Here is a 25,730-nt window from a genome sequence, read left to right on the forward strand (position 1 = left end):
TTTTTTATTATCTCTTACTTACGCACCACCACCAGCTTCTGGTTCACAAACTCTTTGATCCCCAGATCCGACAGCTCGCGTCCGTAGCCGGAGCGCTTCACGCCGCCGAACGGCAGCTCCGGCGCGGTATCGGTGAGCCAATTGATGTACACCATCCCGGTCTCAATCCGCGACGCCATTTTCTTCGCGCGCTCGATATTCTGGCTGAATACCGCCCCGCCCAGGCCGTAGTGGGAGTCGTTCGCCAGCGCGACCGCCTCGTCGTCGTTTTTCACCACGTACATCTGCGCCACCGGGCCGAAGAACTCTTCGAAATACGCCGGGTTATCGCGGGAAATATTCGTCAGGATCGTCGGTTCGAAGAAACTCCCGTCGCGCTGCGCCGGTTTGCCGCCGTAGTGCAGCGTGGCGCCGTTTTTCACCGCCTCGTTAACCTGTCTGGTCAGCGTTTCGAGCGCATCTTTAGACGACAGCGGCCCCAGCGTGGTGCTTTCGTCCAGCGGATCGCCAATCTTCACCTGCTTAAACGCCTCGGTGAATTTGCTCAGGAAGGCCTCTGCAATCTTTTCATGCAGGATAAAGCGCTTCGCCGCGGTACAGACCTGCCCGGCATTGTTGAGCCGCGCGTTAACGCCAATTTTCACGGCCTTCTCAAGGTCTGCGTCATCCAGCACCACGAAGACGTCGTTACCGCCCAGCTCCAGCGTGGATTTCTTGATGTGCTTCGCCGCCTGCGCCGCCACCACGCTGCCAGCCTTTTCGGAGCCGGTTAATGCGGCGCCCTGCACGCGATCGTCGGCAATGATGTTTGCCACCTGCTCGGACGAAATAAACAGGTTGGTCCACGCCCCTTCCGGCGCCCCCGCCTCGCGCACCAGATGGGCAAAGGTCTCGGCGCAGTGCGGCACGATGCTGGCATGTTTGGCGATGACGGGGTTACCCGCCGCCAGGTTTGGCGCCAGGACGCGCATCAGCTGGTAGTACGGGAAGTTCCACGGCTCAACGGCCATCAGCACGCCGATGGGGTGATGCTCCACCCAGGCTTCACCGAGCTCAGAGTCGTACTTCTCCGGGGCCAGGAACCGCTGCGCGTTGTCGGCGTAGTAGCGGGCGATCTGCGCGCACAGCTTCACCTCGCCGCGGCTCTGTTCGATGAGCTTACCCATCTCCTGGCTGGCGATTTTCGCCAGATCCTCCACGCGCTCGTCGATCAGATCGGCAAGCTTATGCAGCACCGGCAGGCGCTGGCTGATGTCGCCTTTCGCCCAGTCCGAATGATAAAGCGCATCGGCCGCCTTCAGCGCCGCTTCGATATCCGCGTCGGTATGTGAGGGGTATTCTTTGATGAGCTGGTTAGTGGCAGGATTTACTGTCTGATAAGCCATGTCGAATCTCCTTGTTTTACCGCTTAGGGTATTAAGGGTAGTCAACATGACTGGCTGTGGACGTAAAGTTGGGTATATCCGGAAGGTTCTTAATGAAGCGCTGCCGGACGGTTCGCTGACGTGGTATAAAAAACCTCCAGAAGGAGCGACCATGACCGATACCCGACATATCCGCCAGACTTTTCACCGCACCTCAGGCCTTGAGCTGCGCAGCACCTGGCAGAGTACGCAGGCGTACAAACGCCACAGTCACCCTCAGCTCTCCATCGGAGCGATTGTGGAGGGCCAAACCTGCTGCGTGTGTCATGACAGAGAGTACATCCTTAACCCCGGGGACCTCATCGCGATCCCGGCCGGTGTGCCGCACAGCTGTAACCCCGTCGCCGGGCAACCGCGCAGCTACCATATGCTCTACATCGACACAGGGCTTCCGCTGGCGCTACAGGTGATTCGTAGCCCAACCCTGTTTGCCCATTACCTGGACGTTGTTGAGACCCTGTCTCCGGCATCACTGGAAACGCTGCTTTCTTCCCTTCCCCGCGCCGCGGATAACGCTGACGCGCTTCGCGCAACCAGCCAGCAGGTTCAGCAGGCATTCCTTTCCGATCTCGCCTGCCCGCCTTCCCTCGACGAGCTTGCCCAACGCTTCTCGCTGCGCAAGGAGACGCTGATCCGCACCTTCAGGCAGGACATCGGCCTGACGCCGGGCAGTTTTCTCAACATCTCCCGCGTGGAGTACGCCAAGGTGCGGCTGCGTGCCGGGGACGATATTGCCGACGTTGGCTACCAGAGCGGCTTTGCCGACCAGAGCCATTTTCATAAGACCTTCGTCAGCTATACCGCCGCCACGCCGCGCCAGTACGCCACCGGCCGATCAATATCAGACAATAAATAGGTTCTGCAGCGCCGTACTCTGACCTCGGATTGTTAAATGAGGTCGCTATGGAACTGTTCTTCCCTTCCGCTTTTCTCGCCCTGGCGCTGGCGCACTTTGTCGCCCTGCTAAGCCCGGGCCCGGATTTCTTCCTGCTGGTGGGCTACGCCGCACGTTACCGACTGCGCGGCAGCGCCGGACTGTGCCTCGGCATTGCCGCGGGCAACGCGCTTTATATTCTTCTGGTGATTATCGGCTGGAGCGCGCTGCGCCAGTTTACGTGGCTGTTTACGCTTATCGAGCTTTGCGGGGCGCTGTACCTGCTGTGGATCGGCTCGCATCTGATTCGCAGCCGCCAGCAGGCGCTGGCGCTGAATGAAACCCACCAGCGCTTCCCTTCGCTGCGCAAGCAGATCCTGCTGGGGCTCGGTTCGGCGCTGCTAAACCCGAAGAACGCGCTGTTCTATCTGGCGCTGATGACGGCCTTGCTGGGGCCGGACGTCACGCTGCTTCAGCAGGCGACCTGCGGCGTCTGGATGGTGATGGTGGTGCTGGCGTGGGATGTAGCGCTGGTGTCGCTGATGGGGCTATCGGCGGTACAACAGAAGCTCAGCCGTTCGCTGTGGTGGATTGAGCGCACGGCGGGGGTGGTGCTGATGGGATTTGGCGGGTGGGTGCTGTGGCGATTGTGCGTTAATACTCTTTGACCCTGCTCCATCATTTGCATTGAAATTCACATTCATGACACCCATGAATTATTGTAATTCATAAACATAAACCATTGATTTAGATCTATTTTTTAGTCGATCTATATTTTTAACCATGATAAAAAGAGGGTTTTAATTCATCATCAAAAATGCCTGAAAAATGGGCAAGGACGCTTTTATGAGTACCCTGAATTTCTCCCAAACGGCAGCCTTTATCTGGTCTGTTGCAGATCTCCTGCGCGGTGATTTTAAGCAATCTCAATATGGCCGCATTATTCTTCCGTTTACCCTGTTGCGCCGCCTGGAATGCGTGCTTGAAGAGACTAAAGAGGCCGTCGTTATTGAGGCTCAAAAAGTCCGCTCTTCTCCCCTGCCTGAAGAAGCGAAAGAAAAGTTAATCCTGCGCGTCACCAACGGGCTGACGTTCTTTAACGCCTCGCCGCTGGATTTGAGCAAAATGGGCCAAAACGACATCAGGGCCAACCTGGAAAACTACATTCAGTATTTTTCCAGAGATGCGCGGGAAATTTTCGAGCACTTTAAATTCAGCGAATTCATTGGGTTACTTGATGATGCCAACCTCCTCTACAAAGTGGTGCAGAAGTTTTCCACCACCGACCTCAGCCCGCAGGCCATCTCCAACCATGACATGGGGCTGGTCTTTGAAGAGCTGATCCGTCGTTTTGCCGAAAGCTCGAATGAAACCGCCGGTGAGCATTTCACGCCGCGTGATATCGTTCGCCTCACCACTTCGCTTGTGTTTATGGAAGACGACGAGGCGCTCACCAAAGAGGGCGTTATTCGAACCCTTTACGACCCGACGGCAGGCACGGGCGGATTTCTCTCTGCCGGGATGGAGTACGTTCACGAACTCAACCCGAATGCGGTGATGCGCGCGTTTGGGCAAGAGCTGAACCCGGAGTCCTACGCTATCTGTAAGGCCGATATGCTGATAAAGGGTCAGGACGTCAGCCGCATCAAGCTGGGCAATACCCTGTCTAACGATCAGCTTCCAGCAGACCGCTTCGATTACATGCTGTCGAATCCGCCGTTTGGCGTGGACTGGAAGAAGATCGAAGCCGACGTTAACAACGAGCATCGTAAAGGATTTGATGGCCGTTTCGGGCCCGGCCTGCCTCGCGTTTCCGACGGCTCGCTGCTGTTCCTGCTGCACCTGATCAGCAAAATGCGCGAAGCGGATACCGGCGGGCGCATCGGGATCATTCTCAACGGTTCGCCACTGTTCACGGGCGGTGCGGGCAGCGGCGAAAGCGAGATCCGCCGCTACATCCTTGAAGCCGATCTGCTGGAAGGGATCGTCGCGCTGCCCACCGACATGTTCTACAACACCGGGATCGCCACCTACGTGTGGATCCTGTCGAACAAAAAGGCGGCGGAGCGTAAGGGCAAGATCCAGCTGATCGACGCCAGCAAGCTGTGCAGCAAAATGCGTAAGTCACTGGGCGCGAAGCGCAACATGATGAGCGAGGTAGACATTCGGCTCATCACCCGCACCTTTGGCGACGCCGAGGTCGTGGATCTTAAGGACGCGGACGACAAGCGCGCCGTCGCCAGCAAGATTTTCAACAGCACAGACTTTGGCTTCCGCCGGCTGACGATTGAGCGCCCGCTGCGCCTGACGGCGCAGGTCACGGATGAATCCATCGCCGCGCTGCGCTTTGCGCCAAAACCGCTTAACGCACCGATGGGGTGCCTGTATGACGCGTTCGGTGCCTTCTGGCAGGACGAGAACTACGGCAACTTTGCCGAGTTCGAGGTGGAAGCACGCGCCGTTATCAAAGCTGAATTCCCTGAGCTTAAAGAGAAGCAGATTAAAGATCTGCTCGACGCAACGCTGTGGCGACAACAGCGCGCGCTGATGGTCAAAGCGCAAAAAATCCAGACGGCGCTCGACGGGAAAGCAGGTGGTCTCGCTCAGCCGAGCGATGATTTCAATCAGTTCCAGCTGACGCTCAAAGAGGCGTTTAAAACCGCCGCCGTTAAGCTGGATGCCAAAGAGCATAAGCAGTTCATCGAGGCCATTACCCGCAAAAACCCCGACGCGGAGCCGGTCGTCAAAAAGGTGCTCAGGGAAGATGCGCAGCCGCTGTACGGCGCGTTTGCGTACCGCGGACAGGTGGTGGAGTTTGAGCAGGACGGCGACCTGCGCGACAACGAGAACGTGGCGCTCAATCCGTCTGTTTCGACCAGCGATTTGATTGAAGGCTATGTGAAGGCGGAAGTGCTGCCGCACGTGCCAGACGCCTGGATTAATGCCGATAAGCGCGACGCCCGCGACGGCGAGGTTGGGGTTGTTGGGTACGAAATTCCATTTAACCGGCATTTTTATGTGTACAAGCCACCGCGCCCGCTGGAGGAGATTGACGCGGAGCTGGATGCGCTGAGTGCGGAGATAATGAAGCTGCTGCAGGAGGTACACTCCTGATGGCTAAGTATAAGGCGTATCCGGAATATAAGGATTCTGGGGTTGAGTGGTTAAACTCTACACCTGCTCATTGGTCGAAAGCACCAATCAAGTATCTCGCACTGGCTGCTAGTTCTGTTTTTCTTGATGGTGACTGGATTGAAAGCAAGGATCTCTCTGATGACGGTGTTCGCTATATTACTACTGGTAATATAGGCGAAGGTTTCTACAAAGAACAAGGTTCAGGATTTATAACCGAAAAAACTTTTAATAAACTTGATTGCACTGAGATATTAGAGGGGGATATATTAATATCTAGGTTAAATAAGCCAATTGGAAGAGCATGTTTAATATCTGAACTCAATTTTAAAACTGTTACATCTGTTGATAATGTGATATTCCGAACAGATGAACCTTATAACAAAAAATATTTAGTATACCTTTTTTCAAGTAATTATTACTTCCAGCACACTGGTAACCTGGCTCGTGGCACCACTATGCAAAGAATTAGTCGAGGGCTTCTTGGTAATATTAGGATTCCTGTACCTCTATTATCAGAACAAGTAATTATTACTGCTTTCCTAGATCACGAAACCACAAAAATCGATAACCTGATGGAGAAGCAACAACAACTCATCGAACTACTAAAAGAAAAACGTCAGGCAGTGATTAGCCACGCTGTAACCAAAGGGCTAAACCCTGATGTACCGATGAAAGATTCAGGGATTGAGTGGTTGGGTAAGATTCCAATGCATTGGATCGTGTGTCACCTTAAACAATTAGCTAAAATACGGAATGGGCAAGATTATAAATCCATTGAGTCAGAAACAGGATTTCCTGTCATAGGTTCAGGAGGGCAATTTGCTTATGCAAAAAATTACATGTATGACAAGCCCTCAGTGCTTCTTGGTAGAAAAGGTACTATTGATAAGCCATTATATATGGATTCTTGTTTTTGGGTTGTAGATACTATGTTTTACACTGAAGTAAACAAGAACATCATAGCTAAATACTTGTACTATATATCATCAACCATACAATTCGATAAATTCTCAACGAATACTGCCTTACCAAGCATGACACAAGAAAACTTAGGGAGTTTTTCCCTTTGTTATTCCTTAGATCCTACTGAGCAACAAAAAATATTAGATTTTATTGACATCAAAACAAAAAAAATCGACACCCTAATCCAAAAACAACTCCATCAAATCGATCTCCTAAAAGAGCGCCGCACCGCCCTCATCTCCGCCGCCGTCACCGGCAAAATCGATCTCCGCGACTGGACGCCTCCCGCCAGCAGCAGCGAAGCATCCCTCACCGCTGAGGAGGCCACCGCATGATCGCCGACGTCACCAAAGAATCGAACCTGCAGACCGATATCATAAACCAGATGTGTCAGAACGGCTGGATCCCCGGCACGGGCAGCAAGTACGATCGCGAACGTGCACTCTATCCGCAGGATGCGCTGACGTTTGTCCAAATCACCCAGCCGCAGGAGTGGGAAAAATTTACCCGCATCTATCCCAATGACACCGAGCGTCATTTTCTCGATGCGCTGGTGGCGCAGCTTAAAAAAGCCGATGCCAACGCCACCGATCTCCAGTCCCGAACCTACGGAACCCTGGGGGTGCTGCGTCACGGCATCAAAAGCCATAACGCGCGCTTCTCGTTATGCCAGTTCAAGCCGGACCACAACCTCAACCCGGACACCCTTGCGCGCTATCGGCAAAACATTTGCCGTATCGTCCCGGAACTGGTTTACAGCCCTCACGCCACCAGCAACGCCACGGATGCAAAAGCCAAACGCTGGCGCATCGACCTGGTGCTGTTTATCAACGGCCTTCCCGTTGCCACTCTCGAACTGAAATCCGAATTCAAGCAGACGGTCAACAGCGCCATCAACCAGTACAAAAAAACGCGCCTGCCAAAAGATCCGGAGACCAACAAACCTGAGCCGCTGCTGACCTTCAAGCGCGGCGCGCTGGTGCATTTCGCGGTCAGCCAGTACGAGGTCTACATGACTACCCGGCTTGCCGGTGACGACACGTTCTTTCTGCCGTTCAACAAAGGCACTAAAGAGGGTGGCGCGGGTAACGACATCCCGGAGGATCACCATGAATACGCCACCCGCTATCTCTGGAACGAGGTATTGCTCCCCGACAATCTGCTGAAGATCCTCGCCTGCTTTGTGCATCTGCAAATTGAGGAAAAAGAGGACTGGGACGGTAAAAAGGTCAAAAAAGAGAGCCTGATCTTCCCGCGCTATCACCAGTGGGACGTCGTGAACAAGCTCATTGCCGCCGCAGATGAGGAAGGCACCGGCAACAAATACCTCATCCAGCACAGCGCCGGATCCGGAAAATCGAACTCCATCGCCTGGGCGGCGCATCAGCTCTCGTGTCTGCATAACGAAAAGGGGGAAAAACGCTTCCACTCGGTGATTGTTGTGACTGACCGCACCGTGCTGGACGATCAGCTGCAGGACACCATCTATCAGTTTGAACATGCGGACGGCGTGGTCGGGCGAATCAACAACCGCGAGGGGGAAGGCTCGAAATCGGAAAAGCTCGCCAGCGCGCTGGAGCATTCGCAGCCCATTATCATCGTCACCATTCAGACTTTCCCGTTCGTACTTAAAGCAATCGAAAACAGCACCTGTCTCAAAGAGCGAACCTACGCGATTATCGCAGATGAAGCGCACTCCTCCCAGAGCGGCTCCACGGCGCGCCAGCTGAAAGAGGTGCTGATGAGCGAAGGGACCGACGACGATGTGGTCCTCACCTCTGAAGACATCCTCGACGCCACCCTTGCCGCGCGAAGCGGGAGCAGCAATCTTAACTTCTACGCCTTCACCGCGACGCCGAAGGCGAAAACCCTGGAGCTTTTTGGACGGAGACCCAACCCGCACGAGCCCGCATCCAGAACCAATAAACCTGCGGCGTTTCATGTTTACTCCATGCGCCAGGCCATCGAGGAGGGCTTTATCCTCGACGTGCTGAAGAACTACACCAATTACAAAGTGGCCTATAAGCTGCTGCAAAAAATGGGTGATAAAGACCGGGAAGTGGACAGCAATCGGGCGAAGATCAGGCTCAACCAGTGGGTAACATTGCACGACCACAATGTCTCGCAAAAGGTAAAAGTCATCATTGAGCACTACCGCCAGCACGTGATGCATCTGCTCGGCGGGCAGGCAAAAGCGATGGTGGTCACCAGCTCTCGCAAAGCAGCCGTGCGCTATAAGCTGGCATTTGATAAATACATTGCCGACATGGGCTACGGGAAGATCACTGCGATGGTGGCATTCTCAGGCGAAGTTGAGTTCCAGGAAAATGACATGAACAGCCTTGCGCTGTTGCACCAGAAATTCACTGAAATCAATATGAACCCGGCGCTCAAGGGCCGCGACATGCGTAGGGCGTTTGATACCGATGATTATCAGGTGATGCTGGTAGCCAACAAGTTCCAGACCGGCTTCGACCAGCCGAAACTGTGCGCCATGTACGTGGATAAAGCGCTTGGCGGCGTGGAGTGCGTACAGACGCTGTCGCGGCTGAACCGAACCTATCCTGGTAAAAAGGAATCCGGCACCTTTGTACTCGATTTTTATAACGAACCTGACGACATCCTGGCTGCCTTCCAACCCTACTACCAAACGGCTGAATTGACCGATGTCAGCGATCCAGGTCTGGTGTTCGATCTGTACGAGAAACTTCGCGCGACGGGGATATTTTTATGGCACGAAGTCGAACAGCTATGCGAGGCTTTTTACAGTAAGAAGAAATCGAATGCGACGCTCAGCAATATTTGCCTGCCTGCAGTAAACCGCTGGGCAATGCGGTATGCCTCCGCGAAAGAGGCGTATATCAGCGCTAAACAAATCTATGAATTAACAAAAAAGGATTCACCTAACCCCATTTTGCTCGCGAACGCGGAAAACAGTTTTAAAGCCTGCAAGCAGGAAAAAGATCGTCTGGAGATCTTCAAAAAAGATCTCGGCAGCTTTGTACGCTTTTATGAATTTATGTCCAAGATCGTCGCCTACGATGACAAGTCGCTGGAGAAGTTAAGCCTTTATTGTCGACATCTTCGCCCCTTACTGCGCGAAGAGGCAATAGATGAAGATGACGTCGATCTTTCCAATGTTGAAATGAGCCACTATCGGCTTTCAAAAATCCTGGAGCAGCATATCAAGCTTCAGGAGGATGCGGCAGAGTATAAGCTCAACCCGGTTAATGACGTCGGCACCGCAAAAGCAAAAGATAAGAAAGAGGAGTTTATGTCGCAGGTGCTGTCGCAGCTCAACGAGCTGTTTATCACCGAAAATCTGACCGACAAAGATATGCTCAACTATGCCTTTGTGGTTTACGATAAGCTCGCAGAAAACAAACTTGTCATGACCCAACTCGACAATAACACTCGTGAGCAGGCCATGCTGGGCGACTTTACGAAAGCCATTGATGACGCCGTGATAGACAGCAACGAAGCGCACAAGGAGATGATGATGCAGTATTTATCGTCTCCTGACGTTGCCAAAGGGTTTGCTCATCTGATGTATGACATCGCAAAAATGCGCAGGGAATTAACTCATGAGTGATATTCAACTTTTTAGCTATAGTGCTAGCGGCGTAAAAGAACTTTCCGGTAAAGCAGCAACCATCGAAAAACAGCTGCAATCCTTGATCGAATCCCGAATGAATACCTTTCTCGGCGTTCGTTTTCTCGACAGTGAATACAGTACCGGTAAGACCCACCGTGGACGCATTGATTCACTGGGTCTGGACGAAAATAACTGCCCGGTCATTATCGAATATAAACGTCACAGCAATGAAAATGTCATCAATCAGGGGCTGTTTTATTTGGACTGGCTTCTCGATCATAAGGATGAATTTAAGTGGCTGGTGATGGAGAAGCTCGGCAAAGAGACGGCAGAGGCCATCGACTGGTCTGGCACGCGCTTGCTCTGTATTGCTGCTGATTTCAATAAGTATGACGAACATGCCGTTCAGCAAATTAACCGTAATATCAGCCTGATTCGTTACAAGCTTTTTTCTGACGATCTGTTGATGTTCGAACTGGTCAATGCCGTGGTTGAAAACGCGTTTTCAGAGGCTGCAACCGATACGCTAACCGCTGCCGCTGGCAAGCGTAACACACGGTCGCATAGCGAACAGATCGCCAGCGCGTCCACCGAATTAGCCACTTTGTTCGAACAGCTTAAAAGCTACGTCCTGTCTCTTGGCGATGAGGTGCAATACAAAGAACTAAAGCTATACGGCGCATTCCGCCGTATGAGAAATTTTGTTTGCGCCGGCGTTTACCCCGTTACAGATCCCCATATCCGTTTGTGGCTGAAACTGGATCCTGAGCATATTCAGTTAGAAGAAGGATTTAGCCGGGATGTAACTCATATTGGGCACTGGGGAACGGGCAACGTTGAGCTAGTCGTTCGCAATGAAAATGACCTGATGAAAGCGAAACTGCTGATCGAAAAGGCTTATCAGGAGAATTGATACTAATTTGTTTCAGGGCCGAGAGTGGTAAATTCTGTTCGTCATCATGCTTTCTTGCTCCGGGAAGATTTTTCTCCCGGAGCAGGTTAATCAAGCCCCTAACCGATAATCCCAGTCATCCGAATGAATAACGTTACCGTCACGGTAATGCCAGATAATCTTTTCATAACGAAGCAGAACAAGCTCAAGATGCCCCTGTTTTTCATGATAAGTCTCTTTCACGTCATGCATTAATGAAAACAGTGTGACGACTTTTACCGATTCCAGCGTTATCGTGAAATAGATTTCTTCCTGACCGGCATCATTGATTCTGTAAAGGTCGATAGTCGCTTTCCTGAGCGTACCGCCCGTGCTGAGCGCTTTATAGAGATAAACGCTGGAGGCATCAATTTCCTTTTCAATCAGAAAGGGGCGATGCTGGCGTTTGCTCAACACTCTGCCATTATGCAGGTCAGAATTATAGCTTACGTTATGGTAGAGCCCTAAAACCTCAATCTGGTTTTCACGGTCTTTAACTCTCACGCTCCCTTTTATAATATTACCCGCATCGTCAGTTAATGACATATATCCCGGAATGGCCATTTAAATATCCTTATCGAATGGAACAGAGTGTTCAACGGTGGCGATCATGACGGCGAGACATCTTTTACCCTCAGGGCTTTTTATTTTAAACATCTCCCTGATGGAATCTACATAAAGCTTATTGCTCTCTGCTTCCGTCTCAGGGAAATTAGCAAAAGCGCAGACTTGTTCAATAGTGAGCAACGGTTTATCGTCTTTTAATATTGCTAAGACACCCTCAGGGTTATGCGGGATGGCTTCTGAAAGCGCCGCCTTTAAATCTTCAGCCGTACTGGCGTCTACTCCGGGTTCAAGGGCACTCGCCACCGCTAACCATGCTTGTGTTCCGCTCCTGATTTTCGGGATGACATGGTTCCACCATTCCGACTCACCGTTATCATTTGAGTTCATTTCACCAACAACAGTGCTGGCCCCCTTGTCGTTTATCATTTGTAAAATCTGTTCAGGCGTATGATTTTTGGCAAATAAGCCCATCGGTAAGGACAAAAAGAATAGCGCAATAATATATTTCATTATCGTACCACCAGTATTGTGTCACCTGAATCATAAATTATATGGCGCTTGTCCTGGCCGTTCATTATGATGCAACCTGCTGACGCAGAACCTGGCGGCAGTCCTTTTTTATCACCATGAATTTGAAAGTGATCTCTACCAAAGGTATTGGTTCCGGCTATAGGCTCAAGAATTATGGCCTCTGCACTTTTATGATTATTCCATCCGGCAATAAAATAAATACCTCTGGGGATGGGCCCTCTGTTTCGTAGACTTTCACACTCAGGTTTATCTTTCGATTCACCAGCGCCGCTGTAGCAGTTTGCGACAAACTCACCGTTATGGCTCAATACTCCTGTCGATACTTTATATTCCCATGTCATTAATACCACCTCCTTTTACGAATAGTTCTTTATCTTATTACGGACAAGAAAATCGAAATTACCATGAAGATCACAAAAACTTACTGCCGAGAATAGACAAGCACAAAAAATATATAAAAATGAATAATAGGTAATTTTAATACATATATTTTTTAATATAATAGCGGTCTGTTCGCTCAGATTATGCATCCCCTCCTCTTACACCAGTTTTGCACTTTTGGTGAACTTCCCTCTATCCTTAACCCATGGAAAAAATAGCTGAACTCAAACGCGCCAAGCTGCTGGCGCTGTCGCTGCTGCTGATTGCCGCCGCGGCGTTTATCACCACCCTGTTCCTGCCGCAGACCTTCTGGGTGCGCGGCGTGAAGGCCATTGCCGAGGCGGCGATGGTCGGCGCGCTGGCAGACTGGTTTGCCGTAGTTGCGCTGTTCCGCCGGGTGCCTATTCCGTTTATCTCGCGCCATACGGCGATTATCCCGCGCAATAAAGACCGGATCGGCGACAATCTCGGCCAGTTTGTGCAGGAGAAGTTTCTTGATACCCAGTCGCTGGTGGCACTCATCCGCCGCTATGAACCTGCCCAGATGATCGGCGCCTGGTTCAGCAAGCCCGACAACGCCCAGCGCGTCGGGCTGCACTTGATGCAGGTGATGAGCGGTTTTCTCGAACTCACCGACGACGGACGCATTCAGCGCCTGCTGAAACGGGCGGTGCATAAGGCCATCGACAAGGTCGATTTCACCGAAACCAGCGCCGTGATGCTGGAGAGCATGACCAAAAACAACCGCCACCAGGTGCTGCTGGATGCGATCATCAATCGTCTGATTACCCTGATTCAGCGGGAGAGCACGCGGGACTTTATTGCCGATCAGATTGTCCACTGGCTGAAGACCGAACATCCGCGCAAGGCGATGGTGCTGCCCACCGAGTGGCTGGGCGATCAAAGCGCGGAGATGGTGTCGAACGCGGTGAACACGCTGCTGGACGATATCAGCCACGACCGCACGCACCAGATCCGCCAGGCGTTCGACCGCGCCACGCTGAAGCTTATCGACAACCTGAAAAACGATCCGGAGATGGCGGCGAAAGCCGACAACATCAAGCACTACCTGAAAAACGATGAGGCGTTTAATCGCTATCTGGGAGAGATGTGGGCTGACCTGCGCCAGTGGCTAAAAGCGGATATGCAAAGTGAAGATTCGCGGGTGAAGCAGCGCATCGCCAACGCCGGGCTGTGGTTTGGCGAAACGCTTTCTAATGACGCCAGCCTGCGGGCGTCGCTGAACGAGCATCTGGAGCAGGCGGCACACCGCCTCGCACCGGATTTCGCGGCGTTTCTGACGCGCCACATCAGCGACACGGTCAAAAGCTGGGACGCCAAAGACATGTCCCGCCAGATTGAGCTTAACATCGGTAAAGATCTGCAGTTCATCCGCGTCAACGGCACGCTGGTCGGCGGGACGATTGGCCTGATCCTGTTTTTACTCTCGCAGCTGCCTGCCGTGCTGGGACATTAATCTACTTTGGGCGGCGCGATAACGTAGCGCGTCGCCTCGAAGCGGTTGAGGATCAGGTGCACCAGGAAGACCATCGTCAGCGTTGCGACCAGCGAAAAGGTGACGGAGGTGATGCGGTAGAGATCGCTGAACACCAGGTCAGTGTCCGGGTGCATGTTCTGCCCGAACATAATGCCGATGGTCGTGATGCTGGAAAATCCCACGCCCGCGCCCACCTTTTCCATCACGTGCAGGCGCGCGCCAAACGCCAGCCCGAGGCCAATCAGCGGCATCATCAATAGCATATGGCTGCTGTGATCGTAGAGAATCAGCTGCACCACCAGAATGTAGAGACAGCCCAGCACCACGCCGACCACGCGCCAGATCGAGCTCATCACCGAACCGCGGTAGTGCATGGGGAACAGGATCAAAATCCCCGCCATCAGCGCCGAAAGCGAATCGCTTAAGTCGCTAATCTGAAACACCACGAATATCAGCGTCGCGACGGTGCCGGAGAGCAGCGACTCGTGGCGCACGCGGGCATCGTCTTTCTCAATCAGCGGCGGCGGCCTGCGGGGCTCCACGTCCGGCAGGAGATAGTTCATCAGCGCGCTCAGGCACACCGCCATCACGCTCGCTTCGATGTTGGAAAACAGCAGCGTGTGCCAGCTGGTGGTGGGGTAGCTCATAAAGTTGAGCATCACGCTCTGGCACACCACGCCCATTGAGCCAAACAGGAACAGCGGCCCCTTGCTCATAAAGCGAAAACGCATTACGTACAGGGCGAACACCACCAGCGTCATGATGACCGGCCATTGCGACAGATAGCCGATAATGAAGATCATTTCGACGCAGTTTAGCGCGGCGCTGAAGATAAACTGCTTCGCCACGTGGCGGTTAAACACCGGCACCAGCGACAGGAGCATGATCGGGTAGACCACGAAAAATACGCCGTAGCTGGTGTTGTAGAAGCTGGAGATGCTCAGCGCAATCATCCCGGCGAAGACGATGCGCAGGGTCTGGCGAAAGTCGTTTGCCGTATAGACGATGTTGCCGTGCGGGGTAAATACCCGCGCCAGGGTGCTAATAGACATAGTGAAGCAGGCTCACCAGGTGGATCTGCATCCCGGAGAAAAAGCGCGCAAACGGCCCTTCGCTGTTGTAGAGCTGCACGGTCGCGCGGGCGCCGGTCGGCAGATGCTTCGGCAGCGCTTCATCCAGCGTCACGTGAATGCGCATGCGTTGGGCATCGCGCACCCAGCGGTTGGAGGTTTCAGGTTCGGACAGCTGACCGTTAACGGCCTCCTGACCCGCCAGTATACCCGCGTCGCTGCTGGTCACGTGGGCGCGGAAAACGTGCCCCGGGAAGGCGTCGAACACCACGGCGGCGTCGGTGCCCTGATGGGTGTGGCGCAGGCTCTTCTCGCGAAAATCGGCGACGATATCGGTCTGGTTGTTCACTAGCGCCAGCGCGGCTGAACCCGAGGAAGCGTAAAAGCCCGGGCTTAACTGCAGGTTACTGACCGTGCCGTCCGCCTGGGCATAGACCTTCGTCCAGCCGAGGTTAAGTTCCGCCTCATCCAGCGCGTTACGGTATTTTTGCAGCGTCACGTTGCGATGCTCGTCCCGCTCGCCGCGCTGAATGCGCAGGTTATGGATATTGGCCTGAATGGAGCTGACGGACTGCTCGCTGCTCTGCCAGGTGGTGCGAACCTTATCCAGATCCGCCTGCGAGACGTTCTGCAGGGTGCTCAGCTTCTGGTAGCGGTCGAAGGTCACTTTGTCGTTACGCGCGGTCAGCACGGCGGTTTTCAGGCTGGCCTGCGCGGCAGCGATCTGCGCATCCAGCTGTTCGTTGGAAAGGCGTGCCTGCTCAAGCGCGATTTGCGCCGCTTCCACTTTATTGCGAAACGGCGTGTCGTCGAGCTCAAACAGCAGATCGCCTTTCTTCACCTGGCTGTTGTTGTGGACATGTACCGCCGCCACGTAGCCGGAGACGCGCGGAGAAACCGGCGTCACCACACGCATCACGGTGGAGTCCGGCGTCAGTGGGATCCAGATATCCGCGACGATAAAGTAGACAAACATCAGCAGGAAAGAGGCGATACTCACCCTTACCCAGCGGGCAAACTTTTGTTCAGGGGTCATTATTTTTCGGTCTTGTTATCTTCTTCGCGGATTGTCCGCAAATTGCAGGCGAATTGATTCAGGGTGGCGCTGAAAATGTCGATATGTTCCGACGCGATGTTTTGCGATACGCGCGCCTGATAGGTCTCAATCACCTGAGTGAGCCTTTTTAATATGGCTTTTCCCTCAGGCGTCAGCGTCAGAAGCCGGATGCGCTTGTCATAAGGCGATACGGAGCGCAGCAGGTAACCCTGCTTTTCCAGCTGTGTCAGGGTGCGCATCAGCGGCGGCAGTTCAATGCCCTGCACCTCCGCCAGCTCACTCACGGAGACGTTATCCCCGAGCTGATGAAGCTGCATCATCACCGTCCAGCTCGACTGGGTTAACCCGGTATCGAGAATGGCGTCGTCGATTACCGCACGCCACTGGCGCACGATCATCGCCATCCGCATGCCCATCGGCCTGCGGCTAAACAGTTCTTCTTCGCTCATGGGGAAACCTCTCGTCACACGCGGCCACGATAATAGTTATCAGGATAAGTATCAAGAAACGAGAGGTGAAAGAGCAGGAATTGCGAAACGACGTCTCCCTCTCCCCGTGGGAGAGGGTCGGGGTGAGGGCACCAGCCCGCAGCGAAGTTTAGCGGCTAAAAAGTCTCTTAACAGCAGCCCTACCTGAAGCCGTCACCACCACCTCCCTGTATCCCACCACCCGCTGGATCCACCCTTTGCTTTCCAGATGAATGAGCAGCGCCGCGCCCGCCTCACCGCCCAGATGAAACCGCCGCTCGCTCCAGTCCAGACAGGCGCAGCAGGCTTTTCGGCGCGGGTGAGCGCTTAACGAAACGCCGAGCTTCAGGAACTGCTCGCGGCCATACGGCGTGAGCGCTGAACCGTCTGCCTCCAGCCAGCCTTCCGCCTGCATAAAATCGTAGATTTGCACCGCAACCCTTCCGGCAAGATGGTCGTAGCAGGTTCGGGCCTCGCGCATGGCTTTCGGCGCGGTTGTTTCCGGCGGGGTGATGCGGCTCCAGGAGAGCCCCATCATATGCTCGACCAGCGCCGCCACGTCGTGCCCCGCCAGACGATAATAGCGGTGCCGCCCCTGCGACAGGCAGGTAACCAATTGCCCTTCCACCAGCCGGGCGAGATGGCCGCTGGCGGTCGACGGCGCAACGTCTGCCGCCGCGCTCAGCTCGGTAGCGGTCCACGCCCGCCCGTCCATCAGCGCGCACAGCATCTTTACACGCGACGGATCGGCCATTGCGGCAGCCACCGCGGCAATGGCCTGTTCCAGCGCCGCGCCGTTCTCAGGAGGTAGGCTCGTTTTTAACATGTGTTGCCCAGGGTTCGGTGATCTCTGCGGCCAGCTTATCATCATCCGTCAGCAGAATAAGGTGAACGTCATACATCCGCGTGCCCTCCGGTTTCGGAACTGTACTCCCGCACCAGCTGCGCCACCCGGATACGGTAGTACGCGAAAATCGACTCCCGCCCTTCGGCCTGCGCCGCCTGATGGAATACGTTCTGCTTCCAGCGGCGGACGGCCTCTTCGTCGCGCCACCAGGAAAGCGACAGGATTTTGCCGTCGGTCGTCAGGCTCTGAAAACGTTCGATATCAATGAAGCCGTCGATGTCCGCCAGCAGAGGTTTGAGTTCGGCAGCGAGCTGTAGGTAGCGCGCCTGATGGGCGGGCGCGGCTTTGGCTTCGAAAATGACTGCAATCATGATGGTCTCTCCGTAGTGATGTTGGGGAGAGAATGCAGGGTAGAGAGGAACGATGCTTCGGCAAAGAGCGAAGTGTTGTGCCGGATGGCGCTGCGCTTATCCGGCCTGTGGGCTCCTGTAGGCCCGGTAAGCGCAGCGCCACCGGGCAGGTTTTAGCTCAGAATCGACCTCGGCTCCATAAACGCCCGAATCCCCCACTCGCCCATCTCGCGCCCCACGCCGGAGTGCTTAAACCCGCCAAACGGCGCCTTCGGCTCATGGGCAAGAGTATTCACCAGCACGCGACCGGAAACAATCTGCTGCGCCACGCGTCGCGCGCGGTTCACATCGCCGCCCAGCACCATCGCGCTCAGGCCGTAGTCGGTGTCGTTGGCAATGGCGACAGCCTCCGCCTCGTCACGATAGGGGATCGCGCACAGCACCGGGCCGAAAATCTCATCACGGGCGACCGTCATCTGGTTGTTCACGTCGGCAAACAGCGTAGGGCGCACAAACCAGCCGTCTCGCGTGCCGTCTGGTCTCCCTTCACCACCCGCCAGCAGGCGCGCGCCCTCTTCGATTCCTTTACGGATATAGCCCTGCACCCGCTGCCACTGCTTTTCGCTGACCATCGGGCCGACGTCCGTCGCGCTATCGCGCGGATCGCCCGATTTCACCGCCGCCACGGCCTGCGCCAATGCGGCTTCGATCTCCGCCTTGCGCGCCTGCGGCACCAGAATGCGCGTTCCGGCCACGCACGCCTGCCCGCTGTTCATAAATCCGGCCTGAATCACCAGCGGGATCGCCTGCGCCAGATCCACATCATCCAGCAGGATCGTCGGCGATTTACCGCCTAACTCCAGGGTAACGCGCTTAAAGCTCTCCGCCGCGTTGCGCAGGATCGCCTTGCCGGTATTCGTCGAGCCGGTAAACGAGATTTTTGCCACGTCCGGATGACGGCTGATGGTTTCACCGACGGTTTCGCCGCGTCCGGTGACGATGTTAAACACGCCCGGCGGCAGCGCGGCATCGCGCAGCGCTTCGGTGACAATCCGGGTTTGCAGGGCGCTCATTTCGCTCGGCTTGATGACTGCCGTACAGCCCGCAGCCAGCGCGGCCGCCAGCTTGCCGCAGATAAACCCCGCGTCGCTGTTCCACGGCGTGATAAGCCCGGCCACGCCAAGCGGCGTCATCTGCACCGTCGCTGCGCCTGCGGGAATGACGAACTCAAACGCCTCCAGCGCCTCGATGGCCTGAGCAATCACCTCCGCCGGATAGCTGGCCATCCACGCCGAGCGCGAGGCGGGCGCGCCGTACTCTTCAATGACCGCTTCCAGCAGATCGTCGTGGCGAGCGGCCACGGCGGCGTGCATACGTTTAAGCGCCGCGATGCGTTCCTGCTTTGTGGTCTGCGACCACGCCGGAAACGCCGCTTTCGCCGCCGCAACGGCGCGCTCCGCGTCAACCTCGTCCGCCAGACGAACCTGGCCGATGACCTGCGCCGTCGCCGGGTTGTACAAATCAAACCACTCGGTGCCGTGCGGGGTAACAAATTCGCCGTTAATAAAGATCTGTTCGATGGTGTGCATATAAACCTCCTCAGGCTGTGTGAGCACAGTCTGTCACGGCTTCTCCGTTGCGATAATCCACGCTATGCTGCAAGGGTTGTTTCGATTTTCAGGATAATCTATGCATCGTTCAGGTCTGACAGAGCTGGAAGTGGTGATGGCGGTCGTGCGACGCGGCAGCTTTCGCGCCGCCGCGCAGGAGCTGGGCATGTCGGCCACGGCGGTCAGCAACGCCATCGCCGGGCTGGAGAGCCGCCTTGATACCCGCCTCTTTAACCGCACCACCCGCAGCGTGGCGCTCACCGACGCCGGACAGCGCTACGTGGCACGTATCGGCCCGGCCCTGCAGGAGATCCGTCTCGCCAGCGAGGAGATCCACAGCGACACCGGGGAACCCGCCGGCACGCTGCGTCTGAACGTGCCGAACCATATCGGCGCCCTGTTTCTGGACCAGCTGCTGATCGAGTTTATGATCCGCTACCCGAAGATGCGCGTAGAGACCGTCAGCGAAGCGCGAATGATCGACATCGTCGCGGAAGGCTATGACGCGGGGATCCGCCTTGAAGAGTCCGTGCCGCAGGACATGATCGCCGTGCCGCTGACCGGGGAGATCCGCCAGCTGGTCACCGCCACGCCGGACTATTTTGCACGCCACGGCATTCCGCAGACGCCGGACGATCTGCTTTCGCATCAGGGGATTGGCATGCGCATGGCCCACGGCGGGATCTACCGCTGGGAGCTGGCCCGTCGGGGGGAAACGTACGCCCTTGCCGTGCCGCCGCGCTTTGCGACGTCCGATCTTTTTGCCTCGATCCGGGCGGTAAAAGCGGGATTAGGGGTGGGATTTTTGCCGGAGCTGTATATCCGGGAAGAGCTGGAGCGTGGAGAACTGGTGAGCGTCCTAAACGACTGGGCGCAGCCCTTTGCCGGACTGCGCCTGTACTACCCCGGCCATCGCCACGTCCCGCCAGGCCTGCGGGCGCTGGTGGCAACGATCCGCGAGCGCGGGATTATTCCAGGTTAGCCTTATTCAGCCCGTAAGCCGCATCCAGCGAGCCCGGCGCCATGCGGGAGGTGATCCCCAGACGGTTCCAGGCGTTGATCGCCACGATGGCGAAGTTCAGCTCTGAAATCTCGACGTCCGAGAAGTGCTCCGCCACGCTGCGGTACAGCGCGTCGCTCACGCCGTGAACGCCAATCTGGGTCAGCGCTTCGGTGAAGGCCAGCGCGGCTTTCTCGCGGGCGCTGAACAGCGGGGACTCGCGCCAGGCCGCCAGATGGTACAGGCGCAGCTCGCGCTCGCCGGCAATTTTGGCCTCTTTCGAGTGCATATCCAGGCAGAAGGTACAGCCGTTCAGCTGCGACACGCGAATGTCGATCAGGTGCTTCAGCGCCGGGTCGATGGAGGTTTTTGCCACCTCCATGCTCAGGGCAGACAGCGCGTTGGCGAGGGCGGGTGTAACTTTGTGGTGGTTAACGCGAGTGCTCATTGTCTTTCCTCTTTTTTGTGCGGCATATGTCATGCGATGCGGCAAATCTACGCCGTTCATGACATAGTAAAAAGACACAAAAAGCGTGAAACGAGGTAGGACATGAAGCCGGGCTATCACGAGATTTATTCCCGCTATCGCGACAACATCACGCGCGGCGTGCTGAAGCCGGGCGATAAGGTGCCGGCTATCCGCGTGCTGGCGGAAGAGCTGAAGGTGGCGCGTAAAACCGTCGAAACGGCGTATGCCATTCTGACGGGGGAAGGGTATCTGGTGAGCCAGGGCGCGCGCGGCACGCGGGTCAACCCGGATCTACTGTTGCCGGATAAGAGTGCCCCAGCGGAGCAGCCCACCGGCGCGCTTCCGGCATCGCTCATCAGCCAGCGCGAGCGGGCCGGGTTTCTGCGCCCTGGCATCCCCGCCCTCGACAGCTTCCCGTATAAAAAATGGTTGTTGCTGGCGGGTCAGGCGACGCGCGCCATGCGTCAGGAGGCGATGCTCAATCCGCCCGTTCTGGGCTGGTATCCGCTGCGCCAGGCCATCGCCAGCTATCTTAATATCTCACGTGGGCTGTCCTGCAGCGCCGAACAGGTGCTGATCACCAGCGGCTACAGCGGCAGCCTGCGGCTGATCCTCGACACCCTCGCCAGCCGCAGCGACAAGGTAGTGTTTGAGGATCCGGGCTACTTTATGGGCCAGCAGCTGCTCAAGCGGATCGTGCCGCGCCTGCACACGGTGCCGGTCGATCGCTGCGGCATCGATACGGAATACCTGCTCCGTCACCATCGCGACGCCCGTTTTGCCATCGTCACCCCGTCGCACCAGAGCCCGCTGGCGGTCACCCTCTCCCTGCCGCGCAAGCAGCAGCTGCTCGACTGGGCCAGCCAGAACGAGGCGTGGATCATCGAAGACGATTACGACGGTGAGTTTCACTACACCCGCAAGGTGCTGCCGTCGCTGAAAAGCCTCGACCAGCACGACCGGGTAATTTTTATGGGCACCTTCAGTAAAACCATCATGCCGTCGCTGCGCATGGGCTACGTGGTGATGCCCGCCAGCACCGTCGGGGCCTTTACCGACTGCGCGGACATTACCACCAGCGGCCAGCCGGTGCTGACGCAAAAGATCCTCACCGCGTTTCTCAACGAAGGGCATTTTTTCCGTCACCTGAAAAAGATGCGCGCGCTGTATCAGACCCGCCGCGACTGGATGATTGCGGCTCTCCGCGAGGTGTATGGCGATCTGTTTTTCACCGAGCAAAACGACGGCGGGATGCATATCGTGGCGTTCCTGACCAGAGGCAGCGGTGACCGGGAAGTGGCGCGCTGCTGGCAGGAACAGCAGCTGCAGGTGAATGCGCTTTCGGAGTGGTATTGCGGGTCGGGCAAACGCTACGGGCTGGTGATGGGCTATAACAACGTGCGGTCGTATGAAGAGGCGCTGGCGTTGCTGGAGAGGCCGAAACGGGAGACGCTTGAAATATTACTCTGAAATCAGATATCTGCCCAATTAGCACCGATTTAAAATATCGATATAATCTGATGGCTTTTTTACATTTCTAAGGAAAAGAAAATGAAATCAATTTTGGGATTTGATTATTTATTAACACCACGCGTGCTGGTCTTATTTTACTGGATCGCCATGCTGCTTATTTTTGCGGGCGGTGTGTATACCATGTTCAGCGACCACCTCATCACGGGCTTTATCGGTACGATATGCAGCCTGGTCGGATGCCGCGTGATGTTCGAACTGATTATGGTTGCGTTCAAGAACAACGAATATTTGCGCCGTATCGCTGAAAACACGTCGGTAAAATCTGCCGAATAATCCGCTTTTTATATGCCGGGTGGCGGCTAAGCCTTACCCGGCCTACGGGATCGAGCAGGCCCGGTAAGCGTAGCGCCACCGGGCAATCCTATGCTCACACATCATGCCGCGACAACCCAACGTCCTTGAGCTGCTCGTCGCTCATCTGGCTCAGAATGCGGCGGGTGCGGTTGATGCGATACCAGTTGCAGATCGTTTTGCCGATCCAGACAAACACGACGAACGGACGTTTTGAACGATTCTCATAGAATTCCATGATGCTCTCCTCACTGTACCAGTGGGGTTATCATCCTGGAAATCGGCCTGTGCAATACAGACTCAAAAACACCTTTTGTTTAACATACAGATCCGCTAAAACAGTATCTGCATGCCAATTTTTACGGCAATCTGTACTGGTTTTGTAATCTGTATGGTGAAAACAAAGGATACAGCATGACGCGCTATCAACATCTGGCCAACCTTCTGGCAGAACGTATTGAACAAGGGCTGTATCGCAGCGGCGAACGTCTGCCGTCGGTGCGCACGCTGAGCCAGGAGCACGGCGTGAGCATCAGCACCATACAGCAGGCCTATCAGATCCTCGAAAATCTCCAGCTGATCACCCCTCAGCCGCGCTCCGGCTATTTTGTCTCGCAGCGCAAGGCCCAGCCGCCGGTTCCGGCCATGACGCGCCCGGTGCAGCGCCCCGTGGACGTCACCCAGTGGGATGAGGTGATGATGCTGCTGGACGCCCGCGCCGACAAAGAGATGATCTCCTTCGGCGGCGGCTCGCCGGATATTAACCAGCCGAGCCTGAAGCCCCTGTGGCGCGAGATGAGCCGCATCGCGCAGCATAATCCTGCCGAGATGCTGAGCTATGACGTGCTCGACGGCCGCCTGGAGCTGCGCGAGCAGATCGCCCGCCTGATGCTGGACGGCGGATCCACCGTGGCGGCGAACGAGATTGTCATCACCAACGGCTGCCACGGCGCGCTGTCGATTGCCCTGCTCTCGGTGTGCAAGCCGGGGGATATCGTGGCGGTGGAGTCGCCGTCGTTTCACGGCACCATGCAGATGCTGCGCGGGTTTGACATCAAGGCGATTGAAATTCCTACCGATCCCGAGACCGGGATCAGCATCGAGGCATTAGAGCTGGCGCTGGAGCAGTGGCCGATCAAGGCCGTGATTCTGGTGCCCAACTGCAATAACCCGCTCGGGTTTATCATGCCGGAAGCGCGGAAAAAGCAGGTCTTAGCCCTGGCTCAGCGGCACGATATCGTGATTGTGGAGGACGATATTTACGGCGAGCTGGCGGCGGAGTACCCACGCCCGCGCACCATTCATTCGATGGATATCGACGGCCGCGTGATCCTCTGCAGCTCGTTTACCAAAACCGTGGCGCCGGGCCTGCGCGTCGGCTGGATTGTGCCGGGGCGCTATTACGACCGGGTGATGCACATGAAATACGCCGCGGGCGGGTTTAACGTGCCGGGCACGCAGATGGCGGTGGCGGCGTTTATTCGCGACGGCCATTACCATCGCCACGTGCGCCGTATGCGCCAGATTTATCAGCAGAATATGGAAACCTACACCTGCTGGGTGCGGCAGTATTTTCCGGCGGAGATTTGCGTCACGCGCCCGCAGGGCAGCTTCCTGCTGTGGATTGAGCTGCCGGAAAAGGTCGACATGGTATGCGTCAGCAAGCAGCTGTGTCGGCTGAAGATCCAGGCCGCGGCCGGATCGCTGTTTTCCGCCTCCGGGAAGTACCGCAACTGTCTGCGGATCAACGTGGCGCTGCCGCCGACGGAGAAGAATCGCGAGGCGCTGAAGAAGATGGGTGAAGCGATTGTGATTGCAATGGAGGAGTAGTGCGGCCTGATGCCCTCACCCCGACCCTCTCCCACAGGGAGAGGGAGAAAACCGATCCTGTAGGCCCGGTAAGCGCAGCGCCACCGGGCAACAGGCAGGTTACTCGTCGAAGTACCAGTATCCCTGGTTAATCAGCACGGTGAGCTCTTCAACAAACGCCGGGTTATTCAGCGCATCGCCCAGCTCGGCCTGGCCGAGTTCGGTGTAGCGGCACAGCGCATCCGCCGCTTTCGCGTCTACTGTCTCCAGCTGTTCGCTGTTGATAAAGAAGCTGCCGTTGACGTTCAGCACGCGCAGGCCGCTCAGGCGAGACAGCGTTTCGCCGCCCTGCAGCGCGTCCAGCACCTCTTCCGGCGCGTACGGCGGCTCAGCGGCGGCGATATCCAGCTCGTGGCGCGGCGTGGAGACAAAGCTGCCGAACCATTTTGTGAAATCATCCGGCTTGCTGATCATCTCGATCATCATCTGGCGAATGCGATCGAGCTCGTACTGCTCCACGCGGCCCGGATGTTCGCGACAGGTCAAATCCGGATCGCTGTAGTGCTCGCCGCCCAGATCGTTTTCCAGCGCGTAATCGGCGAAGCTGCTGATCAGATCGCGACCGTTCGGCCCGCGGAGGCCGACGGAGTAGTTGAGCGCCGTCTCATGGGTAAAGCCGTCGTGCGGGAATCCTGGCGGGATGTAGAGGATATCGCCCGGGGCCAGATCTTCGTCGATGATCGGCTCGAACGGATCGACGTGCAGCAGCGCCGGATGCGGACAGAACTGACGCATCGGCAGCTTGTCCCCCACGCGCCAGCGGCGGCTGCCCATCCCCTGAATGATAAACACGTCGTACTGATCGATATGCGGACCCACGCCGCCGCCCGGCACGGAGAAGGAGATCATCAGGTCGTCTAGACGCCAGTCCGGCAGGACGCGGAACGGACGCACCAGCTCCGCGGCAGGCATATGCCAGTGGTTCACCGCCTGCGCCAGCAGCGACCAGCCGGTTTCGCCCAGATCGTCAAAGTGCTCAAACGGACCATTGCTGGCCTGCCATTTGCCGTTGAAATGGCTCACCAGACGGCTATCGACTTCCGGCTCCATCGCCAGCCCTGCCAGCTCGTCCGGGGTAATCGGGTCGACAAAATTCGGGAAGGCATTTTTCAGCACTACGGGTTGTTTTTGCCAGTATTTCTCAAGAAATTCCGGCCAGTTCAGGTTCAGTTGATACGCCATGGGTAGCACCAGTGAGAGGGGAAACAGGCGCGATTATGGTGGAGAGCGTGGAGGGCTGCTTTGTCGTGGGTCAAGCGCAGATGATT

24 protein-coding genes and 1 pseudogene are annotated in these 25,730 nt (G+C 56.0%); 11 read left to right on the top strand and 14 right to left on the bottom strand.

The features are described 5' to 3' along the window. Positions 1–14 precede the first annotated feature (14 nt). The gene (locus HCH49_RS13485; protein WP_221702814.1) at positions 15–1,385 is read right to left on the bottom strand and encodes an NAD-dependent succinate-semialdehyde dehydrogenase; all 1,371 of its coding nucleotides are present in this window, start codon (positions 1,383–1,385) and stop codon (positions 15–17) included. 151 nt (positions 1,386–1,536) lie between these two features. On the opposite strand from HCH49_RS13485, the gene HCH49_RS13490 reads away from it, so the two are divergent. From HCH49_RS13490 to HCH49_RS13515, 6 genes are all read left to right on the top strand, one after another. Next, positions 1,537–2,280, top strand: a complete 744-nt coding sequence (locus HCH49_RS13490; RefSeq protein ID WP_221702815.1) for an AraC family transcriptional regulator — start codon at positions 1,537–1,539, stop codon at positions 2,278–2,280. A gap of 47 nt (positions 2,281–2,327) precedes the next feature. After that, on the top strand, positions 2,328–2,966 hold the full coding sequence (locus HCH49_RS13495; RefSeq protein ID WP_221702816.1) for a LysE family translocator: 639 nt from the start codon (positions 2,328–2,330) through the stop codon (positions 2,964–2,966). A gap of 178 nt (positions 2,967–3,144) precedes the next feature. Beyond that, positions 3,145–5,412: a class I SAM-dependent DNA methyltransferase gene (locus HCH49_RS13500; protein ID WP_221702817.1), complete on the top strand. Its 2,268-nt coding sequence runs from the start codon at positions 3,145–3,147 to the stop codon at positions 5,410–5,412. Then, positions 5,412–6,731 (top strand): restriction endonuclease subunit S, encoded by a 1,320-nt coding sequence (locus HCH49_RS13505; protein WP_221702818.1) that lies wholly within the window; start codon positions 5,412–5,414, stop codon positions 6,729–6,731. The genes HCH49_RS13500 and HCH49_RS13505 overlap by 1 nt, the downstream gene beginning before the upstream one ends. Next, positions 6,728–9,988, top strand: coding sequence for a type I restriction endonuclease subunit R (locus HCH49_RS13510; protein WP_221702819.1), 3,261 nt, complete (start codon positions 6,728–6,730; stop codon positions 9,986–9,988). The genes HCH49_RS13505 and HCH49_RS13510 overlap by 4 nt, the downstream gene beginning before the upstream one ends. Then, the gene (locus HCH49_RS13515) at positions 9,981–10,904 is read left to right on the top strand and encodes a DUF5655 domain-containing protein (protein WP_221702820.1); all 924 of its coding nucleotides are present in this window, start codon (positions 9,981–9,983) and stop codon (positions 10,902–10,904) included. The genes HCH49_RS13510 and HCH49_RS13515 overlap by 8 nt, the downstream gene beginning before the upstream one ends. Before the next feature lie 90 nt (positions 10,905–10,994). On the opposite strand, the gene tssD is transcribed toward HCH49_RS13515, so the two are convergent. From tssD to HCH49_RS13530, 3 genes are read right to left on the bottom strand one after another with little or no spacing between them, the layout of a single operon-like run. Continuing rightward, complete coding sequence (gene tssD / locus HCH49_RS13520) at positions 10,995–11,486, bottom strand: type VI secretion system tube protein TssD (protein WP_221702821.1); 492 nt, start codon at positions 11,484–11,486, stop codon at positions 10,995–10,997. Continuing rightward, positions 11,487–11,999 (bottom strand): hypothetical protein, encoded by a 513-nt coding sequence (locus HCH49_RS13525; protein ID WP_221702822.1) that lies wholly within the window; start codon positions 11,997–11,999, stop codon positions 11,487–11,489. Beyond that, positions 11,999–12,361: a tlde1 domain-containing protein gene (locus HCH49_RS13530; protein WP_221702823.1), complete on the bottom strand. Its 363-nt coding sequence runs from the start codon at positions 12,359–12,361 to the stop codon at positions 11,999–12,001. Before HCH49_RS13530 ends, HCH49_RS13525 begins: the two co-directional genes overlap by 1 nt. 245 nt (positions 12,362–12,606) lie before the next feature. Between HCH49_RS13530 and HCH49_RS13535 the strand changes: the two genes are divergently transcribed. Continuing rightward, entirely contained in the window at positions 12,607–13,878 is a 1,272-nt protein-coding gene (locus tag HCH49_RS13535) for a DUF445 domain-containing protein (RefSeq protein WP_045404523.1), read from the top strand. On the opposite strand, the gene HCH49_RS13540 is transcribed toward HCH49_RS13535, so the two are convergent. The 7 genes and pseudogenes from HCH49_RS13540 to HCH49_RS13565 all read right to left on the bottom strand — a co-directional run bounded on the left by HCH49_RS13540 (position 13,875) and on the right by HCH49_RS13565 (position 19,279). Then, positions 13,875–14,951, bottom strand: coding sequence for a DUF2955 domain-containing protein (locus HCH49_RS13540; RefSeq protein ID WP_023310256.1), 1,077 nt, complete (start codon positions 14,949–14,951; stop codon positions 13,875–13,877). The genes HCH49_RS13535 and HCH49_RS13540 overlap by 4 nt on opposite strands. Then, a complete protein-coding gene (locus HCH49_RS13545) occupies positions 14,941–16,008 on the bottom strand; it encodes an HlyD family secretion protein (RefSeq protein ID WP_139153136.1) in 1,068 nt (355 codons plus the stop codon). The genes HCH49_RS13540 and HCH49_RS13545 overlap by 11 nt, the downstream gene beginning before the upstream one ends. Further along, on the bottom strand, positions 16,005–16,475 hold the full coding sequence (locus HCH49_RS13550) for a MarR family winged helix-turn-helix transcriptional regulator (RefSeq protein ID WP_221702824.1): 471 nt from the start codon (positions 16,473–16,475) through the stop codon (positions 16,005–16,007). The genes HCH49_RS13545 and HCH49_RS13550 overlap by 4 nt, the downstream gene beginning before the upstream one ends. 148 nt (positions 16,476–16,623) lie before the next feature. After that, positions 16,624–17,319, bottom strand: coding sequence for a helix-turn-helix transcriptional regulator (locus HCH49_RS13555; protein ID WP_221702825.1), 696 nt, complete (start codon positions 17,317–17,319; stop codon positions 16,624–16,626). Continuing rightward, a pseudogene (locus HCH49_RS22325) lies at positions 17,294–17,383 on the bottom strand (amino acid-binding protein); the annotation flags it as partial. The gene HCH49_RS13555 and the pseudogene HCH49_RS22325, both read right to left, overlap by 26 nt. 4 nt (positions 17,384–17,387) lie before the next feature. Then, positions 17,388–17,711, bottom strand: a complete 324-nt coding sequence (locus tag HCH49_RS13560) for an antibiotic biosynthesis monooxygenase family protein (RefSeq protein WP_033144543.1) — start codon at positions 17,709–17,711, stop codon at positions 17,388–17,390. A 152-nt stretch (positions 17,712–17,863) separates the two neighbouring features. Further along, a complete protein-coding gene (locus HCH49_RS13565; protein ID WP_221702826.1) occupies positions 17,864–19,279 on the bottom strand; it encodes an aldehyde dehydrogenase family protein in 1,416 nt (471 codons plus the stop codon). A gap of 100 nt (positions 19,280–19,379) precedes the next feature. Here HCH49_RS13565 and HCH49_RS13570 point away from each other — a divergent pair, with 100 nt between their 5' ends. Then, on the top strand, positions 19,380–20,282 hold the full coding sequence (locus tag HCH49_RS13570) for a LysR family transcriptional regulator (RefSeq protein WP_221702827.1): 903 nt from the start codon (positions 19,380–19,382) through the stop codon (positions 20,280–20,282). Here the strand turns inward: HCH49_RS13570 and HCH49_RS13575 are convergent. After that, on the bottom strand, positions 20,269–20,748 hold the full coding sequence (locus HCH49_RS13575; RefSeq protein ID WP_014882392.1) for a carboxymuconolactone decarboxylase family protein: 480 nt from the start codon (positions 20,746–20,748) through the stop codon (positions 20,269–20,271). The genes HCH49_RS13570 and HCH49_RS13575 overlap by 14 nt on opposite strands. A 102-nt stretch (positions 20,749–20,850) precedes the next feature. Here HCH49_RS13575 and HCH49_RS13580 point away from each other — a divergent pair, with 102 nt between their 5' ends. Together HCH49_RS13580 and HCH49_RS13585 are read left to right on the top strand one after the other, a co-directional pair. Next, the gene (locus HCH49_RS13580) at positions 20,851–22,239 is read left to right on the top strand and encodes a PLP-dependent aminotransferase family protein (RefSeq protein WP_221702828.1); all 1,389 of its coding nucleotides are present in this window, start codon (positions 20,851–20,853) and stop codon (positions 22,237–22,239) included. 81 nt (positions 22,240–22,320) lie between these two features. Next, positions 22,321–22,575, top strand: a complete 255-nt coding sequence (locus tag HCH49_RS13585; protein WP_032660945.1) for a DUF4282 domain-containing protein — start codon at positions 22,321–22,323, stop codon at positions 22,573–22,575. Between the two features lie 94 nt (positions 22,576–22,669). Here HCH49_RS13585 and HCH49_RS13590 read toward each other — a convergent pair whose 3' ends face one another. After that, the gene (locus HCH49_RS13590) at positions 22,670–22,831 is read right to left on the bottom strand and encodes a DUF1127 domain-containing protein (RefSeq protein ID WP_032642726.1); all 162 of its coding nucleotides are present in this window, start codon (positions 22,829–22,831) and stop codon (positions 22,670–22,672) included. 176 nt (positions 22,832–23,007) lie between these two features. Here HCH49_RS13590 and HCH49_RS13595 point away from each other — a divergent pair, with 176 nt between their 5' ends. Further along, entirely contained in the window at positions 23,008–24,423 is a 1,416-nt protein-coding gene (locus tag HCH49_RS13595; protein ID WP_033144539.1) for a PLP-dependent aminotransferase family protein, read from the top strand. Positions 24,424–24,522: 99 nt separating this feature from the next. On the opposite strand, the gene HCH49_RS13600 is transcribed toward HCH49_RS13595, so the two are convergent. Then, on the bottom strand, positions 24,523–25,644 hold the full coding sequence (locus tag HCH49_RS13600; RefSeq protein WP_221702829.1) for a cupin domain-containing protein: 1,122 nt from the start codon (positions 25,642–25,644) through the stop codon (positions 24,523–24,525). Between the last annotated feature and the right edge of the window lie 86 nt (positions 25,645–25,730).

The sequence above is a fragment of the Enterobacter sp. Y17 genome, assembly GCF_019730495.1.
Taxonomy (GTDB): domain Bacteria; phylum Pseudomonadota; class Gammaproteobacteria; order Enterobacterales; family Enterobacteriaceae; genus Enterobacter; species Enterobacter asburiae_B.

Bases quoted from the DNA above. Each gene is read 5' to 3' on its own strand.
- HCH49_RS13485 (WP_221702814.1), bottom strand. From the start codon at position 1,385: ATGGCTTATCAGACAGTAAATCCTGCCACTAACCAGCTCATCAAAGAA.
- HCH49_RS13490 (WP_221702815.1), top strand. From the start codon at position 1,537: ATGACCGATACCCGACATATCCGCCAGACTTTTCACCGCACCTCAGGC.
- HCH49_RS13495 (WP_221702816.1), top strand. From the start codon at position 2,328: ATGGAACTGTTCTTCCCTTCCGCTTTTCTCGCCCTGGCGCTGGCGCAC.
- HCH49_RS13500 (WP_221702817.1), top strand. From the start codon at position 3,145: ATGAGTACCCTGAATTTCTCCCAAACGGCAGCCTTTATCTGGTCTGTT.
- HCH49_RS13505 (WP_221702818.1), top strand. From the start codon at position 5,412: ATGGCTAAGTATAAGGCGTATCCGGAATATAAGGATTCTGGGGTTGAG.
- HCH49_RS13510 (WP_221702819.1), top strand. From the start codon at position 6,728: ATGATCGCCGACGTCACCAAAGAATCGAACCTGCAGACCGATATCATA.
- HCH49_RS13515 (WP_221702820.1), top strand. From the start codon at position 9,981: ATGAGTGATATTCAACTTTTTAGCTATAGTGCTAGCGGCGTAAAAGAA.
- tssD (WP_221702821.1), bottom strand. From the start codon at position 11,486: ATGGCCATTCCGGGATATATGTCATTAACTGACGATGCGGGTAATATT.
- HCH49_RS13525 (WP_221702822.1), bottom strand. From the start codon at position 11,999: ATGAAATATATTATTGCGCTATTCTTTTTGTCCTTACCGATGGGCTTA.
- HCH49_RS13530 (WP_221702823.1), bottom strand. From the start codon at position 12,361: ATGACATGGGAATATAAAGTATCGACAGGAGTATTGAGCCATAACGGT.
- HCH49_RS13535 (WP_045404523.1), top strand. From the start codon at position 12,607: ATGGAAAAAATAGCTGAACTCAAACGCGCCAAGCTGCTGGCGCTGTCG.
- HCH49_RS13540 (WP_023310256.1), bottom strand. From the start codon at position 14,951: ATGTCTATTAGCACCCTGGCGCGGGTATTTACCCCGCACGGCAACATC.
- HCH49_RS13550 (WP_221702824.1), bottom strand. From the start codon at position 16,475: ATGAGCGAAGAAGAACTGTTTAGCCGCAGGCCGATGGGCATGCGGATG.
- HCH49_RS13555 (WP_221702825.1), bottom strand. From the start codon at position 17,319: ATGTTAAAAACGAGCCTACCTCCTGAGAACGGCGCGGCGCTGGAACAG.
- HCH49_RS13560 (WP_033144543.1), bottom strand. From the start codon at position 17,711: ATGATTGCAGTCATTTTCGAAGCCAAAGCCGCGCCCGCCCATCAGGCG.
- HCH49_RS13565 (WP_221702826.1), bottom strand. From the start codon at position 19,279: ATGCACACCATCGAACAGATCTTTATTAACGGCGAATTTGTTACCCCG.
- HCH49_RS13570 (WP_221702827.1), top strand. From the start codon at position 19,380: ATGCATCGTTCAGGTCTGACAGAGCTGGAAGTGGTGATGGCGGTCGTG.
- HCH49_RS13575 (WP_014882392.1), bottom strand. From the start codon at position 20,748: ATGAGCACTCGCGTTAACCACCACAAAGTTACACCCGCCCTCGCCAAC.
- HCH49_RS13580 (WP_221702828.1), top strand. From the start codon at position 20,851: ATGAAGCCGGGCTATCACGAGATTTATTCCCGCTATCGCGACAACATC.
- HCH49_RS13585 (WP_032660945.1), top strand. From the start codon at position 22,321: ATGAAATCAATTTTGGGATTTGATTATTTATTAACACCACGCGTGCTG.
- HCH49_RS13590 (WP_032642726.1), bottom strand. From the start codon at position 22,831: ATGGAATTCTATGAGAATCGTTCAAAACGTCCGTTCGTCGTGTTTGTC.
- HCH49_RS13595 (WP_033144539.1), top strand. From the start codon at position 23,008: ATGACGCGCTATCAACATCTGGCCAACCTTCTGGCAGAACGTATTGAA.
- HCH49_RS13600 (WP_221702829.1), bottom strand. From the start codon at position 25,644: ATGGCGTATCAACTGAACCTGAACTGGCCGGAATTTCTTGAGAAATAC.